The sequence below is a fragment of the Pseudomonas sp. 1912-s genome, assembly GCF_029269205.1.
Classification (GTDB): domain Bacteria; phylum Pseudomonadota; class Gammaproteobacteria; order Pseudomonadales; family Pseudomonadaceae; genus Aquipseudomonas.
This window is the reverse complement of the sequence record NZ_JARIXR010000026.1, coordinates 61,988-78,734: the sequence shown is the minus strand read 5'-3', so window position 1 is coordinate 78,734 and position 16,747 is coordinate 61,988. Positions and strand designations below refer to the sequence as shown.

The following is a 16,747-nucleotide window of genomic DNA, read 5'->3' as shown; positions in this document are numbered from 1 at the left end:
AATTGTCTAAGTCTCGACTATTGGCTCCAGTGGCTGCGGTATGAGGTTTGTCGTAAATAGGTTTGTCGCTTTGAGCTATTTTTTATTTTGTCACTGTCGTCTGTTGTCTTTCTGTGCTGTAACTTCCAGCTATAACTGTTAGCACAATCTCATTTCCTCTGCTTGAGGAGAAGCAATAGCTATTTCCTATCTCGTGTTCATCTCTTGATTTTGCCTCGCTGGCAAGGTCACTACTAGTAGCTTCATACATTTCCGATACGTCGGAGCCCACCGCTCCGATACTCTGAAATGCGATTAAATCATGAAGGTTTATAAGTCATAGTTGTTCCTGTCAGCCAACAAACTCCATCATTAGGTTACTTCTATTGCAAGTAATTTTTTCAATCCCGCCATCTGAAACTGGAAAGTTCGCCATATTTAAGCTCCTGAGTATTTTTCGCTAAGTGAAGCCTGCTTCACGAGTAAATAGCTCTGTAACTTGTGTCTTTGGTTTCAATCGGTCGGCTTCCAGAATTCCAGGCCCTGCATATGACGCTCCAAGTCGTCCATGTCGTCTTCTCCCAAAGTAGTATCAAAGCCTTCGCAGATTAGTCTTCGAACCTTTGCCAGTCGACCAGTGATTCTGAAGTTGTCTATAAATTCGGTAGTGGCATGTTGATATTCGGCTTGTGGTTTTCCGATATAATGTGTCCCCATTTTGCGTAATGAAACTAGCATGAACTCAATCTCTCTTAGCGCTTCTAAAGCATTTTCTCCAGATAAGGTTATTTCTTCGTTCTGTTTCAGCATGTTACTTTCTCTTCACAAATTTAGGGTTGATTAATTTTAGGTTGCCTTCGACAGTTAGCTCCAAGGAACCGTAGCGCGGATTTTTCAGCCACTCCAGCATGTGCTTCGGAACATCTGTTTCTACATAGTCTCGTCCTCGACTCAAGTCAACCTGATAGCGGTCATGGACATCGGCAGCACTTAGGACCTTATTTCGTGCTGGTTCCAAGTACACGCGATTTCTATCGCGGGCGATAATCTCTCCTGCTTGTTCTATCCCGGTTAATCCGTATCTGTTCGTGTAGTGCCTAACCCTGACAGTTTGTTCTTTTTTTACGGCTGCGGTTGGCGAAGGTGGGGCACCGTGATTGACGCTTGCACTGCTTGCTGGATTGCCGAACCCTGCGTCCGGTTTGCACCCATCCCCACCTGGGCAGGTACTTAGCCCCAGCGGATCCACCCACCCCGTCGGGTTGGGAACGTACTGGTATCCGTTTAACCCACCCGCCAGTTTCACCGGATCAGGCGTCAGATACCGACCAACGTCCGGATTGTAGTAGCGATGGCGGTTGTAGTGCAGTCCGCTTTCCGGGTCGAAGTATTGGCCCTGGAAGCGCAGCGGGTTGGTGACGGTGTTGACGTCCAGCTTCGCGATTTGGCCGTAGGCGCGGTAGTGGGCGGACCAGACGATTTCGCCGTCGGGGGCGGTGAGTTCTTGTGGCGTGCCGAGGTGGTCGAGTTGGTAGTGGAAGGGTTCTGCTGCTTCCGGGCCGTAGCCTTTCAGCAGTGCTAACGGGCGAAAGCTGTTGGGTTCGTAGATATAGCTTTGGTGATGATCAGCGCTGTGCTCGGCAATCAGGATGTCGCCTTGCCAGAAAAACTCAGTGGTTTGGCCGTTTATCGTTTTGGCGATGCGCCGTCCAAACGGGTCATAGCGATAGCTGGCCTGGCTGCCGTCGGGTTGGGTGACGCTGATCAGGCGGTGCTGACAGTCGTAGCGGTATTCGGTGACCAACTGCTGGGCACGGCCCCGGCGTTCGCGCAGGAGGTTGCCGAAGGCGTCGTAGTCGTAATGACGATCGCCTTGCATCAGCAGGCGGTTGCCTTTGATCACGCTCGGCCCGACGCGGTCCTGCATTAGCAGGTTGCCCGCCGGGTCGTGGGCGAAGCGTTCCTGCAGGTCGTGCGAGTGGTTGGCGCGGGTCAGGCGGTCGAGTGGGTCGTAGTGGTAGTCGTGCTGGCCTTTGCGGGTGTCGAGGATGCGGGTCAGGTTGCCGCGCTGGTCGTAGTCGTATTGGCGGCGCTGGTGACGTTGTTCCTGCTGGGTGATGGCATGGGCGTGTAGGCGGCCCTGGTCGTCGTAGTGGTAGTGACTGAGGAGCTGGCCTTGCTGGCGCTGTTGTTCGCGGCCGGATTTGAACAGGTGTGAGGTGAGCGGGTTGCCATTCAGTTCGACGGTGGCGAGGTCGCCGCCTTTGTCGTGGTAGAAGGCGAGGCGGTTGTTGTCGGGCAGTCGCAGGTAGTTGAGTTGCCCGCATTCATCGTAGCGGTAGCGCAAGGTGCCCCAGCCTTGATGTTCGGCGGTGAGGCGGTTTTGCACGTCGTATTCGTAGTGGAGCGGCCAATTACCGTCGTCGACGCTGAGGAGATTGCCGAGGCGATCGTAGGTGTAATCGACTCTTGATGTTCGGCGGTGAGGCGGTTTTGCACGTCGTATTCGTAGTGGAGCGGCCAATTACCGTCGTCGACGCTGAGGAGATTGCCGAGGCGATCGTAGGTGTAATCGACCATGCTGCGGTCGGGCAGGGTTTTTCTTACCAGGCGACCGGCGCTGTCTCGCTGATAACCGGTAACCAGCTGGCTGCCATCGTCACCGTATTCGGTCTTTTCCAGCAGATGGCCGGCGAGGTCGTAAACGTAAGCCGTGCGGCGCCCATCAAAGCCGGTTTCCTGCTGGATCAATCCATTGGCGTGGTAGTCGAGCCGATAGGTTTCGCCGACTTCGTTTTCAATCTCGGTCAGTAACAACCGGGCATTGTCGTAACGGTATTTGAGCTGTGTGCCGTCGGGGTTGATGCGGCGGCTGATCAGGTGTAGGCCGTCCGCATATTCGTAGCGGGTGACGCGGCCCAGTTCGTCGCGCTCGGCGGTGATTTTTCCGTACGGGTTGTAGCTGAATTCGCGAGTGGCACCGCCCGGCTGAATCACCTTCAGCAAACGACCTACGGCGTCCCACTGATACTGGGTCAGCGCACCGTGCTCATCCTCGCAGGCTACCTGCCGCCCAAGGTCGTCATAGCGATAGCGCCGCACACCGCCATTCGGCAATTTCTCTTCGGTGAGCTGGCCACGCTCGTTCCAGATAAAGCGTTGGCTGCTGTTGTCCGGGTGCCAGACGCCGCTGAGCTTGCCGTGTTTGGTGTAGGTGTATTCGGTGTAGTTACCGTCCGGATCGGTCTTGCGGGTGATATCGCCTTGATCGTTACGCTGGTATTTCCAGACCGCGTCACCACGGCGTACGACTCGGACGAAACCGTTGTCATGCTCGTAGGATGTGGGTGCATCGTCCCCGGGAAACAGCGCAATCAACCGACCGGCTTCGTCGTACTGATACGCCGTCACCGACCCCAGCGGATCCTGCTCGACCGTCAGCCGGCCTTTTTCATCGTAGGATTTGAAGTGCTCGGCACCGTCCGGATCAATCCGTTGCACCAGCCGTGCGCGCTGGTCGTGGACGTAGACTTCCTGGCTGCCATCGGCGTTGTGCACAGTGACCGTGCCGTTGTCATCCCACACATACCGCGTGTCCATCTGGGAAAAGCTGGCCCAATGCCGGACGCATCGCGCCGCCTTGCCGGACCGTTCCCACTCCCAGAAAAAACTCGCCCCACCGGCCAGTTCCCGCTCCAGAATCACCTGCTGRTCGTCGTACCGATAACGCTCGCTTTCGCCGACAGCRTTGGTCGCCTCAACCAACCKCCAAGCGTCGTCATACTTGTAGGAAACAACGTTCTGCTCGGTAACCCAGTCCAGCTCCCGCTGCACCTGATAGTCGACGGCAACGATATGTCGGCGGTCATACCGCAGCAGCAATCCTTGGCCGACGTGGTTATCAATCCGCTGAATCCGTCCGGAATAATCGCGGGAAATGCGCAGCCGGTTGTCATACGCGTCGCTGATCGACGTCAGCACACCGTCGCGGAAGTGATAGAAAAGGGACGCCTGAGCCAGTACCAATTCATCAGGCAAAGCGCCCAGATAAATCGCCGCTTCCGCCAGGCTGTTGGTGATGGCTGGCCGCGTAGCAGAGGGCAGGGGAAAGGTGGTGCTGCGGTTTTCGTGATCGGTCCAGACCACCGTTTCACCGCTAACCACCAACCGCTGAGCCAGCGAATGACTCCAGCCAAACCCCAACCCGCAATCCACTTCCACCGCACTGCTGCGATACAACCGCGTCCAGGCAAAGGGCAGCACGCCCTCCAATGATCCATCCGTAAGCGTCAGCAGTTCCTCACCGGTAACCATCGATACCGGGCAGCCATTGGTTGCGGTCTTGTCTGCGGGAGCGGCCGCATCGCCGCCGGGGTTCTTGGCAGAGGAGGGCGCATCGTCGACATGCGCTTTCTCCCGAACCACGGTGTTCTGACGCGGCCCCCAGCGCATCTGCACACCACCCTTTTTCATCCCCTCAACGGCGCCCCGAACCGCTACTGTCTTGTACCGTCCCACTGCCCCCATAAAGCTCTGAAGGACGCTGAATACGCCCTTCACAAACCGAATGGCCGCCTCAACAATCCGAGCGCCATACCTGAGCGCACGCGAACTCAAATAGGCGATACCCGCCGCCGGCAAAACAACCGTCAGCAAAGCCGCCACCAACAAATCGATCAGCAACGACACCACAAACCCGGCCACCGCCTCGGCGGTACTGCCGGCGATCTCACTTGGTGGCAACGCCGACAGCCAAATCATCGCCGTGCGCAGCATCAGGTACAGCGCCGCCTCATCACTGGCCAGCAACATCGCCTGTTCCATCACCTTTGGCGCAGTGCGGGCCAGCTCCATCAGCTCGCTGGCTTTGGCTCCCAGGCTTTCAAACAGCTTGCCCGGATCCTTGAAGATCTCCTGCACCTGCTTGATGGCGTCCCACACGCCAGTAATTGCTGCCCAACTTCCTGCCAGCACGCCAGTGCCAATCGCGCTTGAAGTGGACCTTTCCCAATGCGGTCTGAAACCGTCCCATTGCTTGCGAAGCCAGCTTTCCAGGTCAGCGGTCAAGCCGTCGTAAGACGAAAACAGCGCCTCGACCTGCTCCTGTGAAACCCCACCCTGCACCCGCACCCGATAGCGTTTGCCGGCCACACAGGGGTGAGAGCCTTTCCCCTGTTCATCGAGCATGACGACGGTAGAGCTGCCGTCATCCAGCCCAATCACCTCAACCGGAATACCTCCCAGCGGCACGTCATACACCGACTCGAACTTGCTCTCGATCTCCAGTACGCCGCCGACCTCACAGCGCACCACCGTCGAGAAATTGTCATCGGTCATGCTCACCGATTTGCTCGAATCTCCCACCCGAATGATTCGATCCATCCCCAGCAACGACGGCAAATCTGCCCCATGGCTGACCTTGTCCAGTGCCTGCGAATACCAGGCGCCCACCTGCTGGCGATACACCGCCAGGCTGTGATGAAAGCCATCCAGTTCGTGTTCGATATGGGCAATGTGGGACGAAGAAGCAGTCATCCGTGACGTCTCTGCAAAGGGGAGGCGTCGGAGTCTGCAACAGCAAAATAGGGGCTGGACGAGTGGTCCGGAAAATCAGATTGGGCTTACGAGGAGGGAGATTTTTTCCGTCCCGAGCTGGTGCCCGGCACTACGTAGAACTGCGATTCAGCTCATTGACGCCAGTGGCGTTTTCAGTGGTGCGGTGCATTGGCCCTGAGCATCCTTGAGACTGGCCTCAAACTCGACCAGTCCTCCGTGCATCCTCTGCAACGCCTCGATCTGCCGCACCAACTCCTGCTTCTTGTTGGCGATCGCCTTGTCCGCCAGCTCCCAGGGCAGCCCATCATCGTGATGCCCACCCAGAATCGCCTGCAACTCCTTGAGCTTGAAACCCAACTGCTGGGCGCACTTGATGAACGTCAGCAGCTCGACACTTTGCGTGGAGTAAATCCGATAACGGCCTTCCCGTTGCGGCAGCGGCAACAGGCCGATCGCCTCATAGTGACGAATCGCCTTGATCGTGGTGCCCGACAACTGCGCGGCTTTGCCGATGTACATGAAAAGTCCTTTTCCCAAAGAGTGCACCGGCCTGTTTCAGCCATTGTTCGCGCTGCGCTGGCGTGGAGCCCAGCACCGGTCCGAACTGCAACGTCTTGATCGGCTGGACGCCACAAAACGCCAGCGTCGTCTTGCGCATCTGATGCAGCGCAGGCATGCGGTAGAACCACCTGTAATACCACGGCGGCGTGTCCAGGGTCACCAGCAAATGCGCGGTTCGGCCCTTCAGGAGTTTCTCGGGGAAGGCCTTGCCCTTGCGGTATTTGAAGGCGAAACCGGACAGGAAAACCCGGTCGATAAAACCCTTCATCAACGCCGGGATACCGCCCCACCAGATGGGGAAAACAAACGTCAGGTGATTGGCCCACAGGATGTCGGATTGGGCGTTGAGCAGGTCGGGCTCCAGAGGTTGGACCTGGCTGTAGCCGTTGTGCAGGATGGGGTCGAACGTCAGGTCGCCCAGGCGCAGAACGCGTACTTCGTGGCCGGCAGTTTTGGCACGGGTGATGTAGGTGTCGGTGAGGGCAGAGCAGAAGCTGGTGCTCGAAGGATGGCCGAGGATGACCAGGAAGCGTTGGCTCATGGCGGTGGAGTCCTGAAAGTAAGTGCTTCAGGGTGAGGTGTGACCTTAAGGGGAGAGTCAAGAAGTGGCAGTGATTGGGAATGGCCAGGAAGACTCATCCCTTTCATTTGCAGGACGTTTCCTAGAGAATTCCAAGCGCTTGCGCCAGCAAAATCCCGCGACTAGTCTGCGTTCCGTCACTGCATATTCGGTGATCGGGTTTAGTCGCCCGGACAACGCTAGGCGCACAGCGCCATCTCAAAGCCAGGTATTTATCGCCTGCACTTTATGGTGGCTGTGCGCAGGGCACCTTCGGGTGCGCCGGTGCCTAGCGGCCGGTCGACTAACCTGCGTACAGCTGCCACCTTCTGATCGTTTAGTCGCGAGAAGTTAGTGGTTCAACTCACTGCTAGGAGTTCTACCATGGTCAAAGTTACCCCCGATCCACCCGCCTTCCACAAAGCCTTACTCCGCGATACTGATGCCTCGCGCCGAGTGATTGATCGCTACCTCAAAGCGCCGGATGCGCAGCCTTCACTCAACCCGTTTACCGTTGATGACGAACTGAGTTTCGAAGATGCTCTGGCTCATGCTGCCGAGCTGTTGCATTGCGCCGTGGCGACCGCCCAGGCGTCGACCGAGCCGTTGAATGGTTCGCAGCGGGCGGTGATGCATTTGGTGGAAATGTCGAAGGTGGTGGTGGATCGAGCGCTGGATTGTTTGCAGCCGAGGTGAGGATCCTAAGCCCACGCTGAGGTTGCGATGCATTTGGTCAGCGATCTACTGACCAAATGCTCATCATCATGGCTCAGGGGCGGAAATCCCGGCAGACGATCGCCATGGATTAAAGCGGTCCCCTCAGGCGTATGGCTTGAAGTCATTGCTGTCGCGAGTGAGTAGCTGCATCAGTTTGGGATGAATGAAGAGCTTTTCCTTTCCAACCTGCACCTCTTGTAGAACGTCAATGGCGACTAGCTCTTTGAGGTAGCGGGAGGCCGCTTGACGCTGTGCAATCTGTTTGTCGACTACGTTGCTGATACGGCAGTAGGGCTGTTCGAAAATGACGTCTACCAGCTCGCGGGAATAGGTTTTCGGCAACTGCTCACGAACAAACTGAGAGGTGTGCTCGGACAGGCTGCGGATAGCGGCAATTTTTGCACAGGTCCAGCGTGCTGTTTCCTCCACGGCGCTGAGCATGTACAGCAGCCAGGGCTCCCAGGCTTGTTCGCGAGTGACGTCTAGCAACAAGCGGTAGTAATCGGCCCTATGGGCAATGATGTAACGGCTAAGGTAGAGAATCGGTAGATTCAGCAGGCCTTCCTGGATCAGGTACAGAGTGTTGAGCACTCGCCCGGTACGGCCATTGCCGTCGGTGAAGGGGTGAATGGCTTCGAATTGATAGTGACCTACTGCCATACGTACCAGTGGATCCAGGTCGGTCTCGTTGTGCAGGAAACGCTCCCAGTCGGCGAGCATGTCACGCAAGCGATCTTCGCCTTCCGGTGGTGTATAGATAATCTCTCCGGTTCGGTCATTGGCTAACTGGACACCTGGCACCCGACGTATATCCATGTTCACGCCCTTCAGCGTGCGGCAGATTTCGACTGCAGTACCTGTGGAGAGCGGGCGTTCGGCCAACGATTGATAACCTTTTTGCAGAGCTCTGCGGTAGCGCAGTGCTTCCTTGGTCGCTGGATCGGCATGGCTATCTCCATTTTGAGCATGCTGAAAAAGCAAGTCCGTGGTGGTGACAATACTTTCGATCTCCGAACTGTCCTTGGCTTCCAGCAATGGGATGGTGTTGATCAGCATTGTCTGGTTTGGGATCAACTCCGCCGCCTGCTTCAGCTCGGCCAAGGCTGTGCGGGCCTCAATGCAACGTTTGAGCACTGCACGGGTTTCCAGCTCAGTGGTCGGAGGCAAGGGGGGAAGCTGGTTATAGGGCTTGTCAGCCTGCCAGGGAAGGTGGGATGTGGTCATGGATGGGGGCCTGGTCTTTGAAGTTTCCATCTAAAGGCAAGGAGGGCTCATCAGAGCACCCTTTCGTAGCGTCAGTGTAAACATGCGTGCCTTACGTGTCGCTGGATTTTGATTTCTGCGACACGATATGTTTTTGTGTCGTTGGTGGCGACACGTTCACCCAACGTGTTCTTGAAAAGAGGTTTTAGCGACGTATAGGGCGGAGGTTCTGCGAATGGAAGAGAGTGCTTGAGTACTCGTTGGGGCGGTTGGCAAGTTCCCCAAAGAGTCTGATGCTTGATAAGTGCAGTACTTTTCTCCAGGCATTAAAAAGCCGGCTTGTGGCCGGCTTCTCGGGGACTGGTTCAGCTTATTTTTGGTAAACCTCACCAGCCTTCAAATCGTTCACCCAGGCTTGCGCCCAGGTGATAGGGGCATCAGCGGGAACTCCTCCGCATCGCCAGGCAGGGCGGACCGGCTTCACGCCAACCCCCTGCCAAATGTGCGGCGCATGATACCCACATTCCCTTCAATTTCCCAGCTTCGGATCCGATTTAGAGCCTTCGTAGCCCAATAAATGCTCATCCAGCGGCACCGGCGGGCGGCGGTTGTTCAGTGTCGCCCACCAGAACACCCAGCCCAGAATTTCAAAGTTCTGCTCATGCCGCTGTTCGTAGGTCAAAAACTCGTCCGGATGTTCGGCGCTGTTGTGGCTGCGCATCCGCAGGCCGCCACCGGGGCGGTTGTAGAGGTATTTGATGCGCAACATTCCGTCGTGTTCTACCGCATAAATCTCGCCGTCGATAATCTGTTTGCGGCCGCAGTCGATGGCGAGGGTACTTCCGTCCTGGATGATGTCGATCATGCTGTTGCCGACCATGTAGGCACCGAGTGCCCGCTCCGGGTTTACGCCGATGGTTTCAAGGGTGTGCAGGGAGAGGCGGATGTTTTCGGTTGAGGTGAAGGTGGGGTGGAGGGGGATCTCCACGTCGATTTTTGCCGGCGTTGAGACCGGCTGGGCTATGTAGTTGCCGGTCTGTTCACGGGCGATACGGTGTGTGTGGTCTGCATCGGATCCTTCCAGCAAGAAGTTGGCGGGTGGATGTTTGGGGCCTTCGCCTGTGCGCAGCCAGCGGCTGGTGACGCACAGCAGTTCTGCGAACTCGTTGAGACGGCCCATGGGGACGCCGCGCTTGAACCAGTTGTTTACGTGTTGAGGCGTAACATCGCGGTTCTTGGCGAAGTCGGAAGCGGAAAGATGAACTTCCCTTAATAGCGCTCTTAAGCGATCACCTGATGTATTCATAAACGCAGAGTTTACTGGCCGTAAAACCAGATCAAATAAACCATGCGTTGAGTTGCCGTATGTAGGTGTTTCCTTATTGAAGGCTTATTCTGTTAGTTAACTAATCTAGTTAAACATGGGCTGTAAAAGTGTTTATTAAAATAGCCGGGTGTTTATATTTTTCCCACAAAAAAAGCCCCGAATAATCGGGGCTTTTTTAGAGCGAGTAGCGGTATCAGCCTTTGTAGGCAGCGACCGACTTCAGGATCTCGGCACGGGCGGCGTCTGCGTTGCCCCAACCATCGATCTTCACCCATTTGCCTTTTTCGAGGTCTTTGTAGTTCTCGAAGAAGTGTTTGATCTGTTCCAGCAGCAGTGGCGGCAGGTCGGTGTATTCCTTCACGTCGACGTACAGCTGGGACAGCTTGTCGTGGGGTACTGCGATAACTTTGGCATCGCCGCCGCCGTCGTCAGTCATGTTCAGGATGCCGACCGGGCGTGCGCGGATAACCGAGCCTGGGGTGACCGGGTAAGGGGTCACGACCAGCACGTCGAGGGGGTCACCGTCGTCAGCCAGGGTGTTGGGGATGAAACCGTAGTTGGCCGGGTAGAACATCGGGGTGGCCATGAAACGGTCAACGAACAGGCAGTCGCTGTCTTTGTCGATTTCGTATTTGATCGGCGCGTGGTTGGCCGGAATCTCGATGGCGACGTAGATGTCGTTCGGCAGGTCTTTGCCAGCCGGAATCTTGCTGTAGCTCATTGGGCGTTGCCCCCGTAGTTGGCCATGAAACATGGCCGGATTGGCCTAAAAGTGGCGGCGATTATAGGCATATTCTGACGCCGATGCCATGCGTCAGACGTCGTAGGGCGCTTGGCGTTCCGTCTGATACCGCACGTCGCCGGCCTGCAGCTGGTGCAGGCGCGCCAGTGGGTCCTGGCGGTAGAAGTGGCTCAGTTGCTCGTACACCTGTGGATAAGTGCTGGCCAGTAAATCCGGGGCGCTGAAGAAATATTCGCTGGTGACGGCAAAGAACTCGGCCGGGTTTTCCGCGGCGTACGGGTCGATGGCCGTTTCGGCGTCGGGGTTGTGGTCAAGTTGGCGGTTGAGGTCGTCGAAGGCGCTTTGCATGACGCTGGCCCATTCCTGCACGCGCATGTCGTGGTGCAGCGGCGGCAGGCCGTTGGCGTCGCCGTTGAGCATGTCCAGCTTGTGGGCCAGTTCGTGGATCACCAGGTTGTAGCCTTCCCAGTTGCCGCTGGCCAGCACGCCGGGCCACGCAAGGATCACCGGGCCCTGTTGCCAGGCTTCGCCGCTGTGTTCACCGTCCCATTCGTGTTCCACGCCGCTGGCGTCGCGATGGCGCTGGGGGCTGAGGAAGTCGTCGGGGTAGAGCACGATCTCGTGAAAACCCTGGTACCAGTCGAGGTCGCCAAGGTTCATCAATGGCAGCTGCGCCTGGGCGGCGAGCAGCAGGCGTTGTTCCTGGTGCAGTTCGACGCCGGGCAGGGCCGTGAGGTGTTTTTCGGCGAGGAACAGCACGCACGCTTCCCGCAGCCACTGGTCTTCTTCTGCGGTGATGCCGTCGAGAAAGGTCAGGTGGTGGCGCACCCGCTGCCAGGTTTCATCGGCAATCGGGTGCTTGGCCAGCAGGCGCCGGCGACGCCAGGCGCTGAGGGACCACATCGCCGGTTACTGCGGCTTGGCTTCGGTGGAGCTGCGGCCGAAGCGGCTGCGGAACACACCGATGATCATCGGTACCAGCGACAGCAGGATGATGAACACCACCAGCAGCGACAGGTTTTTCTTGATGAACGGTACGTTGCCGAAGAAGTAGCCCAGGGTTACGAGGCCGCCGACCCACAGGATGGTGCCGAATACGCTGAACCCGAAGAAGCGCGGGTACGGCATCTTGGCGATGCCGGCGACGAACGGTGCGAAGGTCCGCAGGATCGGCAGGAAGCGCGCCAGGGTCACGGTTTTGCCGCCGTGCTTGTCGTAGAAGTCGTGGGTTTTCTGCAGGTAGTCGCGGCGGAAGATTTTCGAGTTGGGGTTGCTGAACAAGCGTTCCCCGGCCGTTCGTCCGATCACGTAGTTGGTGCTGTCACCCAGGATGGCCGCGAGCATCAGCAAGCCGCCCAACAATATCGGGTCCATGCCGCCGCCTGCTGCGATGGCGCCGGCGATAAACAGCAAGGAGTCACCCGGCAGGAAGGGCATGACCACCAGGCCGGTTTCGCAAAAGATAACCAGGAACAGAATGGCGTAGATCCACACTCCGTAGTTTCTCACCAGCATGTCGAGGTACACGTCGAGATGCAGGATAAGGTCGAGCGGGTTGAAATCCATGGAGGGCACCTGTGTGAATGGCCTGGCTCAGCGGGCCTGTGCGGAGGCTTCGGGTAATAAGGGCTACAAGGTTGTGGCTTGTTTCTTACGACCCTGAAAGGTCCGCATTATACGGATAGAGTCGTGAAAAGCGTGTTGGTTTTGTAGCGGGGAATGTCGCGACATCGATCGTATTGTAGACACAGCGTCCGTGTGGGAGGGGGCTCCCACAACAGATGCATGAGGTTTGGTTAATAGATGTCAGTCATCGCTGATGGGCAGCACGTAGTTTTTGAACTCGGTGTCTTCCCTGAAACCAATGGATTCGTAGGTTTTCTGCGCCACCTCGTTGTCGCTGCTGGTGGAAACACGCAGGCGCACGGCGTGCGTTTCCTTGGCCATCTTCTTCGCAGTGCGCATCAGGTTGTCGGCCACCAACTGCCGGCGTGCGTCTTCGGCCACATAGATGTCGTTGAGGATCCACACGCGCTTGAGGGAGAGCGACGAAAAACTGGGATACAACTGGCAAAAACCGAGCAGTTTTTTGTCGTCATCGTCGGCCAGCGCCAGGTAGATCACCGACTCCTTGCGGCGCAGGCGTTTTTCCAGGAAGGCGCGGCTTGAATCGGGGAAGGGCAGCGCGCCGTAGAACTCGCGGTATTTGACGAAAAGCGGGGTCAACAGGTCCAGGTGTTCCAGGGTCGCTTGAGTTATCCGCATGCCAGGCCTCAACTTCCAAATGGGGTATGACCACACAAGCGGCCGTGTCTCGATGCTGCCTAAAGCGGAGAAAAAGCGCAATCGTGCAGGGATCAGTCCTTAGGTGCGCTGAGCAGGAAGTTGCCTTTCATCAGGTCAGGATCATCCGATTCGAGCGTCTGCAACTGCGCTTCATCCTTGAGATTGACCCCCGACAACTGCCGGCGACAGGCCTCACGCATCAAGTAAAGCAAGCGATGAGCCGCCATGCCGTAGCTCAAACCTTCCAGGCGCACGTTGGAGATGCAGTTGCGGTACGCATCGGTGAGGCCCACCTTGGGGTTGTAGGTGAAATACAGCCCCAGGCTGTCCGGCGAACTGAGTCCCGGTCGCTCGCCGATCAGGATCACCACCATTTTCGCCCCCAGCAACTGGCCGACCTCGTCCGCGACGGCGACGCGGCCCTGTTCCACCAGAATTACCGGTGACAGCGACCAGCCTTCAGCGTGGGTTTGTTCCTCCATGCGTGTAAGAAACGGCAACGTATGTTTATGCACCGCCAGGGCTGACAAGCCGTCGGCCACCACCACCGCCAGGTCGACGCCGCCCGGGTTGGCTTCGGCGTAGTCCCGCAATGCCTGGGCCGACTCATCGCTCAGGCGCCGCCCAAGGTCCGGGCGTTGCAGGTAGCTGTGACGGTCGATGGCAGCGCTGTGCAGCAACAGGCTGTCGCGGCCGCGTTCGGCCAGTTGGCTGCTCAGTCCTGCATGGTCAAACGGCAGGTGCACCGCGTCCCGCGCCTGGGCGTGGGCGAACTGGAAGTCCAACTGCGCGCCGGTAGGAATACTGGTGCCGGTGCGGCCCAAGGCAATCCGCGCCGGAGTCAGGCGCCGCAGTTCCAGCCACGGGTTGTCTACATTGTTTTCCGGGGTGTCGATGTGCACAGGCGGTTCCTTCTTCATCCCAGTTGCGCCAAGGCGTGGCGAAATGCTGGCGGCAGGCTGTTGCCGAAGTGCACCTTGCCGTCGGCTTGCGTGAAGATGCCCATTTTCGCCAACCACTGTTCAAACTCCGGCGCCGGCTTTAAACCCAATGTTTGCCGAGCGTACAGTGCGTCGTGAAATGAAGTGGTCTGGTAGTTGAGCATGATGTCGTCGGAGCCCGGGATGCCCATGATGAAGTTGATCCCGGCCACGCCCAGCAGGGTGAGCAGGGTGTCCATGTCGTCCTGGTCGGCTTCGGCGTGGTTGGTGTAGCAGATGTCGCAGCCCATCGGCACGCCCAGCAACTTGCCGCAGAAGTGGTCTTCGAGGCCGGCGCGGATGATCTGCTTGCCGTTGTACAGGTACTCGGGGCCGATAAAACCGACCACGGTGTTCACCAGAAACGGTTTGAAATGCCGGGCCACCGCATAGGCGCGGGTTTCGCAGGTTTGCTGGTCGACGCCAAAGTGCGCGTTGGCCGACAAGGCGCTGCCCTGGCCGGTTTCGAAATACATCAGGTTTTGCCCGAGGGTGCCGCGGTTCAGGCTCAGGCCCGCGTCGTAGCCTTCCTGCAGCACGCTCAGGCTGATACCGAAACTGGCGTTGGCCGCCTCGGTGCCGGCGATCGACTGGAACACCAGGTCCAGCGGCACGCCACGGTTGATGGCCTCGATGGAGGTGGTGACGTGGGTCAGCACGCAGGCCTGGGTCGGGATTTCGTAGCGCTGGATGATTGCGTCGAGCATTTCCAGCATGGCGCAGATCGACGCGATGCTGTCGGTGGCTGGGTTGATGCCGATCATCGCGTCGCCGTTGCCGTAGAGCAGGCCGTCGAGAATGCTCGCGGCGATGCCCGCCGGTTCATCGGTGGGGTGGTTGGGTTGCAGGCGGGTGGACAGGCGCCCGCGCAGGCCCAGGGTGCCGCGAAACTGTGTGACGACACGGATCTTTTGCGAGACCAGGATCAAGTCCTGCACGCGCATGATCTTCGACACGGCAGCCACCATTTCCGGTGTCAGCCCGGGCGCCAGGGCGCGCAGGCTGTGTTCATCGGCAGCGTCGCTGAGCAGCCAATCGCGCAAACCACCGACGGTCAGGTGGCTGACCACGGAAAACGCCGGTTTATCGTGGGTATCGATAATCAGCCGGGTGACTTCGTCGCTTTCGTACGGGATCAACACTTCTTCAAGAAAGTGTTTCAACGGAATATTCGCCAGTGCCATTTGCGCGGCGACCCGCTCACCGTCGTTCTGTGCCGCAACGCCCGCCAGGAAATCCCCGGAGCGCGCCGGGCTGGCCTTGGCCATTACGTCCTTGAGGCTGTCAAAGCGGTAGGTCAATGCGCCGACCGCGTGGGAAAAGCTTGCCATACAGAGTCTCCTTGTCGGCGCGGGCGGAGGCCCGCACCGAGGTTTACGGCGTTTAGTGCAAGGCGGCCTCTGCGGCCTGGATCGCCGCAAACTCTTCTTCCGGCGTGCCTGCTACCAAGTGATGCCGACTGTAGAAAGCAAAGTAAGCAATTAATACTCCATAGATGATCGCGGCGCCAATCACCACGCGCGGATCCACCAGGAAGCCCGCCACAACAGCGATGCAGGCCAGTACCAGTGCGACGCCCGAGGTGAAGATGCCGCCCGGTGTGCGGTACGGGCGATCCATTTTGGGGCGGCGGATGCGCAAGGTGATGTGCGCGGCCATCATCAGCACGTAGGAAATGGTCGCGCCGAACACGGCCACCAGGATCAGCAAATCACCCTGGCCGGTCAGCGACAGGCCAAAGCCGATGATGCCGGGGATGACCAGTGCCAGGACTGGCGCCTTGCTTTTGTTGGTCTGCGACAGCTTGCGCGGCAGGTAGCCAGCGCGGGACAGGGCGAAGATCTGCCGGGAGTAGGCGTAGATGATCGAGAAGAAACTCGCGATCAGCCCGGCCAGGCCCACCAGGTTGACGAAGTGGCCCATCCACGTGGAGCCGCCGTAGGCCTTGGACAAGGCTTCCACCAGCGGATTGCCCGACGCCATCAGCGCGTAGGCACCGGCACCGCCCGGGGCGATCACCAAAATCAGCAGGGCAAAGCTGGTCAGCACCACAATGGCGCCGATCAGGCCGCGAGGCAGGTCACGCTTGGGGTTTTTGGTTTCTTCGGCGGCCAGCGGCACGCCCTCGACGGCGAGGAAGAACCAGATCGCATAGGGAATCGCCGCCCACACACCGACATAACCGAAGGGCAGGAAAGTGCTGGCGCCCTTGGCCTCGGTCACTGGAATATCCAGCAGGTTGGCGACACTGAAGTGCGGCACCATCGCCACCAGGAATACGCCCAAGGCAATCGCGGCGACGGCAGTAATCACAAACATCAGCTTCAACGCTTCACCCACGCCGAAAATGTGGATGCCGATAAAGATAATGTAGAACGCCAGGTAGATCATCCAGCCGCCAATGCCGAACAGCGACTCGCAATAGGCGCCGATAAACACCGCAATGGCGGCGGGGGCGATCGCATATTCGATCAGGATTGCGGTGCCGGTGAGGAACCCGCCCCAGGGGCCGAATGCGCTGCGGGCGAACCCGTAGCCGCCGCCGGCGGTAGGAATCATGGAAGAGAGCTCGGCCAGGGAGAAACACATGCACAGGTACATGGTGGCCATCAGCAGTGTGGCGAGGAACATGCCGCCCCAGCCACCCTGGGCCAGGCCGAAGTTCCAGCCGGCGTAGTCGCCGGAGATCACGTAGGCAACCCCGAGACCAACTAATAGCACCCAACCGGCAGCGCCTTTTTTCAGTTCCCGTTGTTGGAAGTATTCGGTGCCGACTTTTTCGAAGTCGACAGAAGACCCGGACGCCGGAGCGCCATTCGGTTCGCTAGGCATATTGG

Annotated in this window: 15 protein-coding genes; 1 reads left to right on the top strand and 14 read right to left on the bottom strand. The window is 58.3% G+C overall.

The window, feature by feature from the left end; all coding sequences use genetic code 11:
* Positions 1-492: 492 nt before the first annotated feature.
* The 5 genes from P3C29_RS25695 to P3C29_RS25675 form a co-directional block, all read right to left on the bottom strand.
* Positions 493-789, bottom strand: a complete 297-nt coding sequence (locus P3C29_RS25695) for a hypothetical protein (protein WP_275965801.1) — start codon at positions 787-789, stop codon at positions 493-495.
* A 1-nt stretch (position 790) separates the two neighbouring features.
* The gene (locus P3C29_RS25690; RefSeq protein ID WP_275965824.1) at positions 791-2,029 is read right to left on the bottom strand and encodes an RHS repeat-associated core domain-containing protein; all 1,239 of its coding nucleotides are present in this window, start codon (positions 2,027-2,029) and stop codon (positions 791-793) included.
* Positions 2,030-2,214: 185 nt separating this feature from the next.
* Positions 2,215-5,514 carry a DUF6531 domain-containing protein gene (locus tag P3C29_RS25685; RefSeq protein ID WP_275965800.1) on the bottom strand — a complete coding sequence of 1,100 codons (3,300 nt, stop codon included), beginning with the start codon at positions 5,512-5,514 and terminating at the stop codon, positions 2,215-2,217.
* Positions 5,515-5,661: 147 nt separating this feature from the next.
* Positions 5,662-6,054: a MerR family transcriptional regulator gene (locus tag P3C29_RS25680; protein ID WP_275965799.1), complete on the bottom strand. Its 393-nt coding sequence runs from the start codon at positions 6,052-6,054 to the stop codon at positions 5,662-5,664.
* Complete coding sequence (locus P3C29_RS25675; RefSeq protein ID WP_275965798.1) at positions 5,993-6,637, bottom strand: NAD(P)H-dependent oxidoreductase; 645 nt, start codon at positions 6,635-6,637, stop codon at positions 5,993-5,995. The genes P3C29_RS25680 and P3C29_RS25675 overlap by 62 nt, the downstream gene beginning before the upstream one ends.
* Positions 6,638-7,039: 402 nt before the next feature.
* Here P3C29_RS25675 and P3C29_RS25670 point away from each other — a divergent pair, with 402 nt between their 5' ends.
* Entirely contained in the window at positions 7,040-7,351 is a 312-nt protein-coding gene (locus tag P3C29_RS25670) for a DUF3077 domain-containing protein (protein WP_275965797.1), read from the top strand.
* Positions 7,352-7,474: 123 nt separating this feature from the next.
* Here the strand turns inward: P3C29_RS25670 and P3C29_RS25665 are convergent, their stop codons facing one another.
* The 9 genes from P3C29_RS25665 to eat form a co-directional block, all read right to left on the bottom strand.
* Entirely contained in the window at positions 7,475-8,596 is a 1,122-nt protein-coding gene (locus tag P3C29_RS25665; protein ID WP_201125460.1) for a Fic family protein, read from the bottom strand.
* A gap of 508 nt (positions 8,597-9,104) precedes the next feature.
* The gene (locus tag P3C29_RS25660; protein WP_081480122.1) at positions 9,105-9,881 is read right to left on the bottom strand and encodes an XRE family transcriptional regulator; all 777 of its coding nucleotides are present in this window, start codon (positions 9,879-9,881) and stop codon (positions 9,105-9,107) included.
* A 214-nt stretch (positions 9,882-10,095) separates the two neighbouring features.
* The gene (ppa, locus tag P3C29_RS25655; protein ID WP_003219382.1) at positions 10,096-10,623 is read right to left on the bottom strand and encodes an inorganic diphosphatase; all 528 of its coding nucleotides are present in this window, start codon (positions 10,621-10,623) and stop codon (positions 10,096-10,098) included.
* A 93-nt stretch (positions 10,624-10,716) separates the two neighbouring features.
* On the bottom strand, positions 10,717-11,547 hold the full coding sequence (locus P3C29_RS25650) for a M90 family metallopeptidase (protein ID WP_201125459.1): 831 nt from the start codon (positions 11,545-11,547) through the stop codon (positions 10,717-10,719).
* Positions 11,548-11,553: 6 nt separating this feature from the next.
* The gene (locus P3C29_RS25645) at positions 11,554-12,210 is read right to left on the bottom strand and encodes a DedA family protein (RefSeq protein ID WP_010174737.1); all 657 of its coding nucleotides are present in this window, start codon (positions 12,208-12,210) and stop codon (positions 11,554-11,556) included.
* 240 nt (positions 12,211-12,450) lie between these two features.
* On the bottom strand, positions 12,451-12,909 hold the full coding sequence (locus P3C29_RS25640; RefSeq protein WP_010174739.1) for a GNAT family N-acetyltransferase: 459 nt from the start codon (positions 12,907-12,909) through the stop codon (positions 12,451-12,453).
* 92 nt (positions 12,910-13,001) lie between these two features.
* A complete protein-coding gene (gene eutC / locus P3C29_RS25635; protein WP_201125458.1) occupies positions 13,002-13,850 on the bottom strand; it encodes an ethanolamine ammonia-lyase subunit EutC in 849 nt (282 codons plus the stop codon).
* Entirely contained in the window at positions 13,847-15,241 is a 1,395-nt protein-coding gene (locus P3C29_RS25630; protein ID WP_010174743.1) for an ethanolamine ammonia-lyase subunit EutB, read from the bottom strand. Before P3C29_RS25630 ends, eutC begins: the two co-directional genes overlap by 4 nt.
* 52 nt (positions 15,242-15,293) lie before the next feature.
* Positions 15,294-16,742 carry an ethanolamine permease gene (eat, locus tag P3C29_RS25625; protein ID WP_088426931.1) on the bottom strand — a complete coding sequence of 483 codons (1,449 nt, stop codon included), beginning with the start codon at positions 16,740-16,742 and terminating at the stop codon, positions 15,294-15,296.
* Positions 16,743-16,747: the final 5 nt, after the last annotated feature.

Coding starts and splice junctions, on each gene's coding strand:
- P3C29_RS25640 (WP_010174739.1), bottom strand. CDS start 12,909: ATGCGGATAACTCAAGCGACCCTGGAACACCTGGACCTGTTGACCCCG.
- P3C29_RS25675 (WP_275965798.1), bottom strand. CDS start 6,637: ATGAGCCAACGCTTCCTGGTCATCCTCGGCCATCCTTCGAGCACCAGC.
- P3C29_RS25680 (WP_275965799.1), bottom strand. CDS start 6,054: ATGTACATCGGCAAAGCCGCGCAGTTGTCGGGCACCACGATCAAGGCG.
- eutC (WP_201125458.1), bottom strand. CDS start 13,850: ATGAAGAAGGAACCGCCTGTGCACATCGACACCCCGGAAAACAATGTA.
- P3C29_RS25650 (WP_201125459.1), bottom strand. CDS start 11,547: ATGTGGTCCCTCAGCGCCTGGCGTCGCCGGCGCCTGCTGGCCAAGCAC.
- P3C29_RS25665 (WP_201125460.1), bottom strand. CDS start 8,596: ATGACCACATCCCACCTTCCCTGGCAGGCTGACAAGCCCTATAACCAG.
- P3C29_RS25645 (WP_010174737.1), bottom strand. CDS start 12,210: ATGGATTTCAACCCGCTCGACCTTATCCTGCATCTCGACGTGTACCTC.
- P3C29_RS25670 (WP_275965797.1), top strand. CDS start 7,040: ATGGTCAAAGTTACCCCCGATCCACCCGCCTTCCACAAAGCCTTACTC.
- ppa (WP_003219382.1), bottom strand. CDS start 10,623: ATGAGCTACAGCAAGATTCCGGCTGGCAAAGACCTGCCGAACGACATC.
- eat (WP_088426931.1), bottom strand. CDS start 16,742: ATGCCTAGCGAACCGAATGGCGCTCCGGCGTCCGGGTCTTCTGTCGAC.
- P3C29_RS25660 (WP_081480122.1), bottom strand. CDS start 9,881: ATGAATACATCAGGTGATCGCTTAAGAGCGCTATTAAGGGAAGTTCAT.
- P3C29_RS25630 (WP_010174743.1), bottom strand. CDS start 15,241: ATGGCAAGCTTTTCCCACGCGGTCGGCGCATTGACCTACCGCTTTGAC.
- P3C29_RS25695 (WP_275965801.1), bottom strand. CDS start 789: ATGCTGAAACAGAACGAAGAAATAACCTTATCTGGAGAAAATGCTTTA.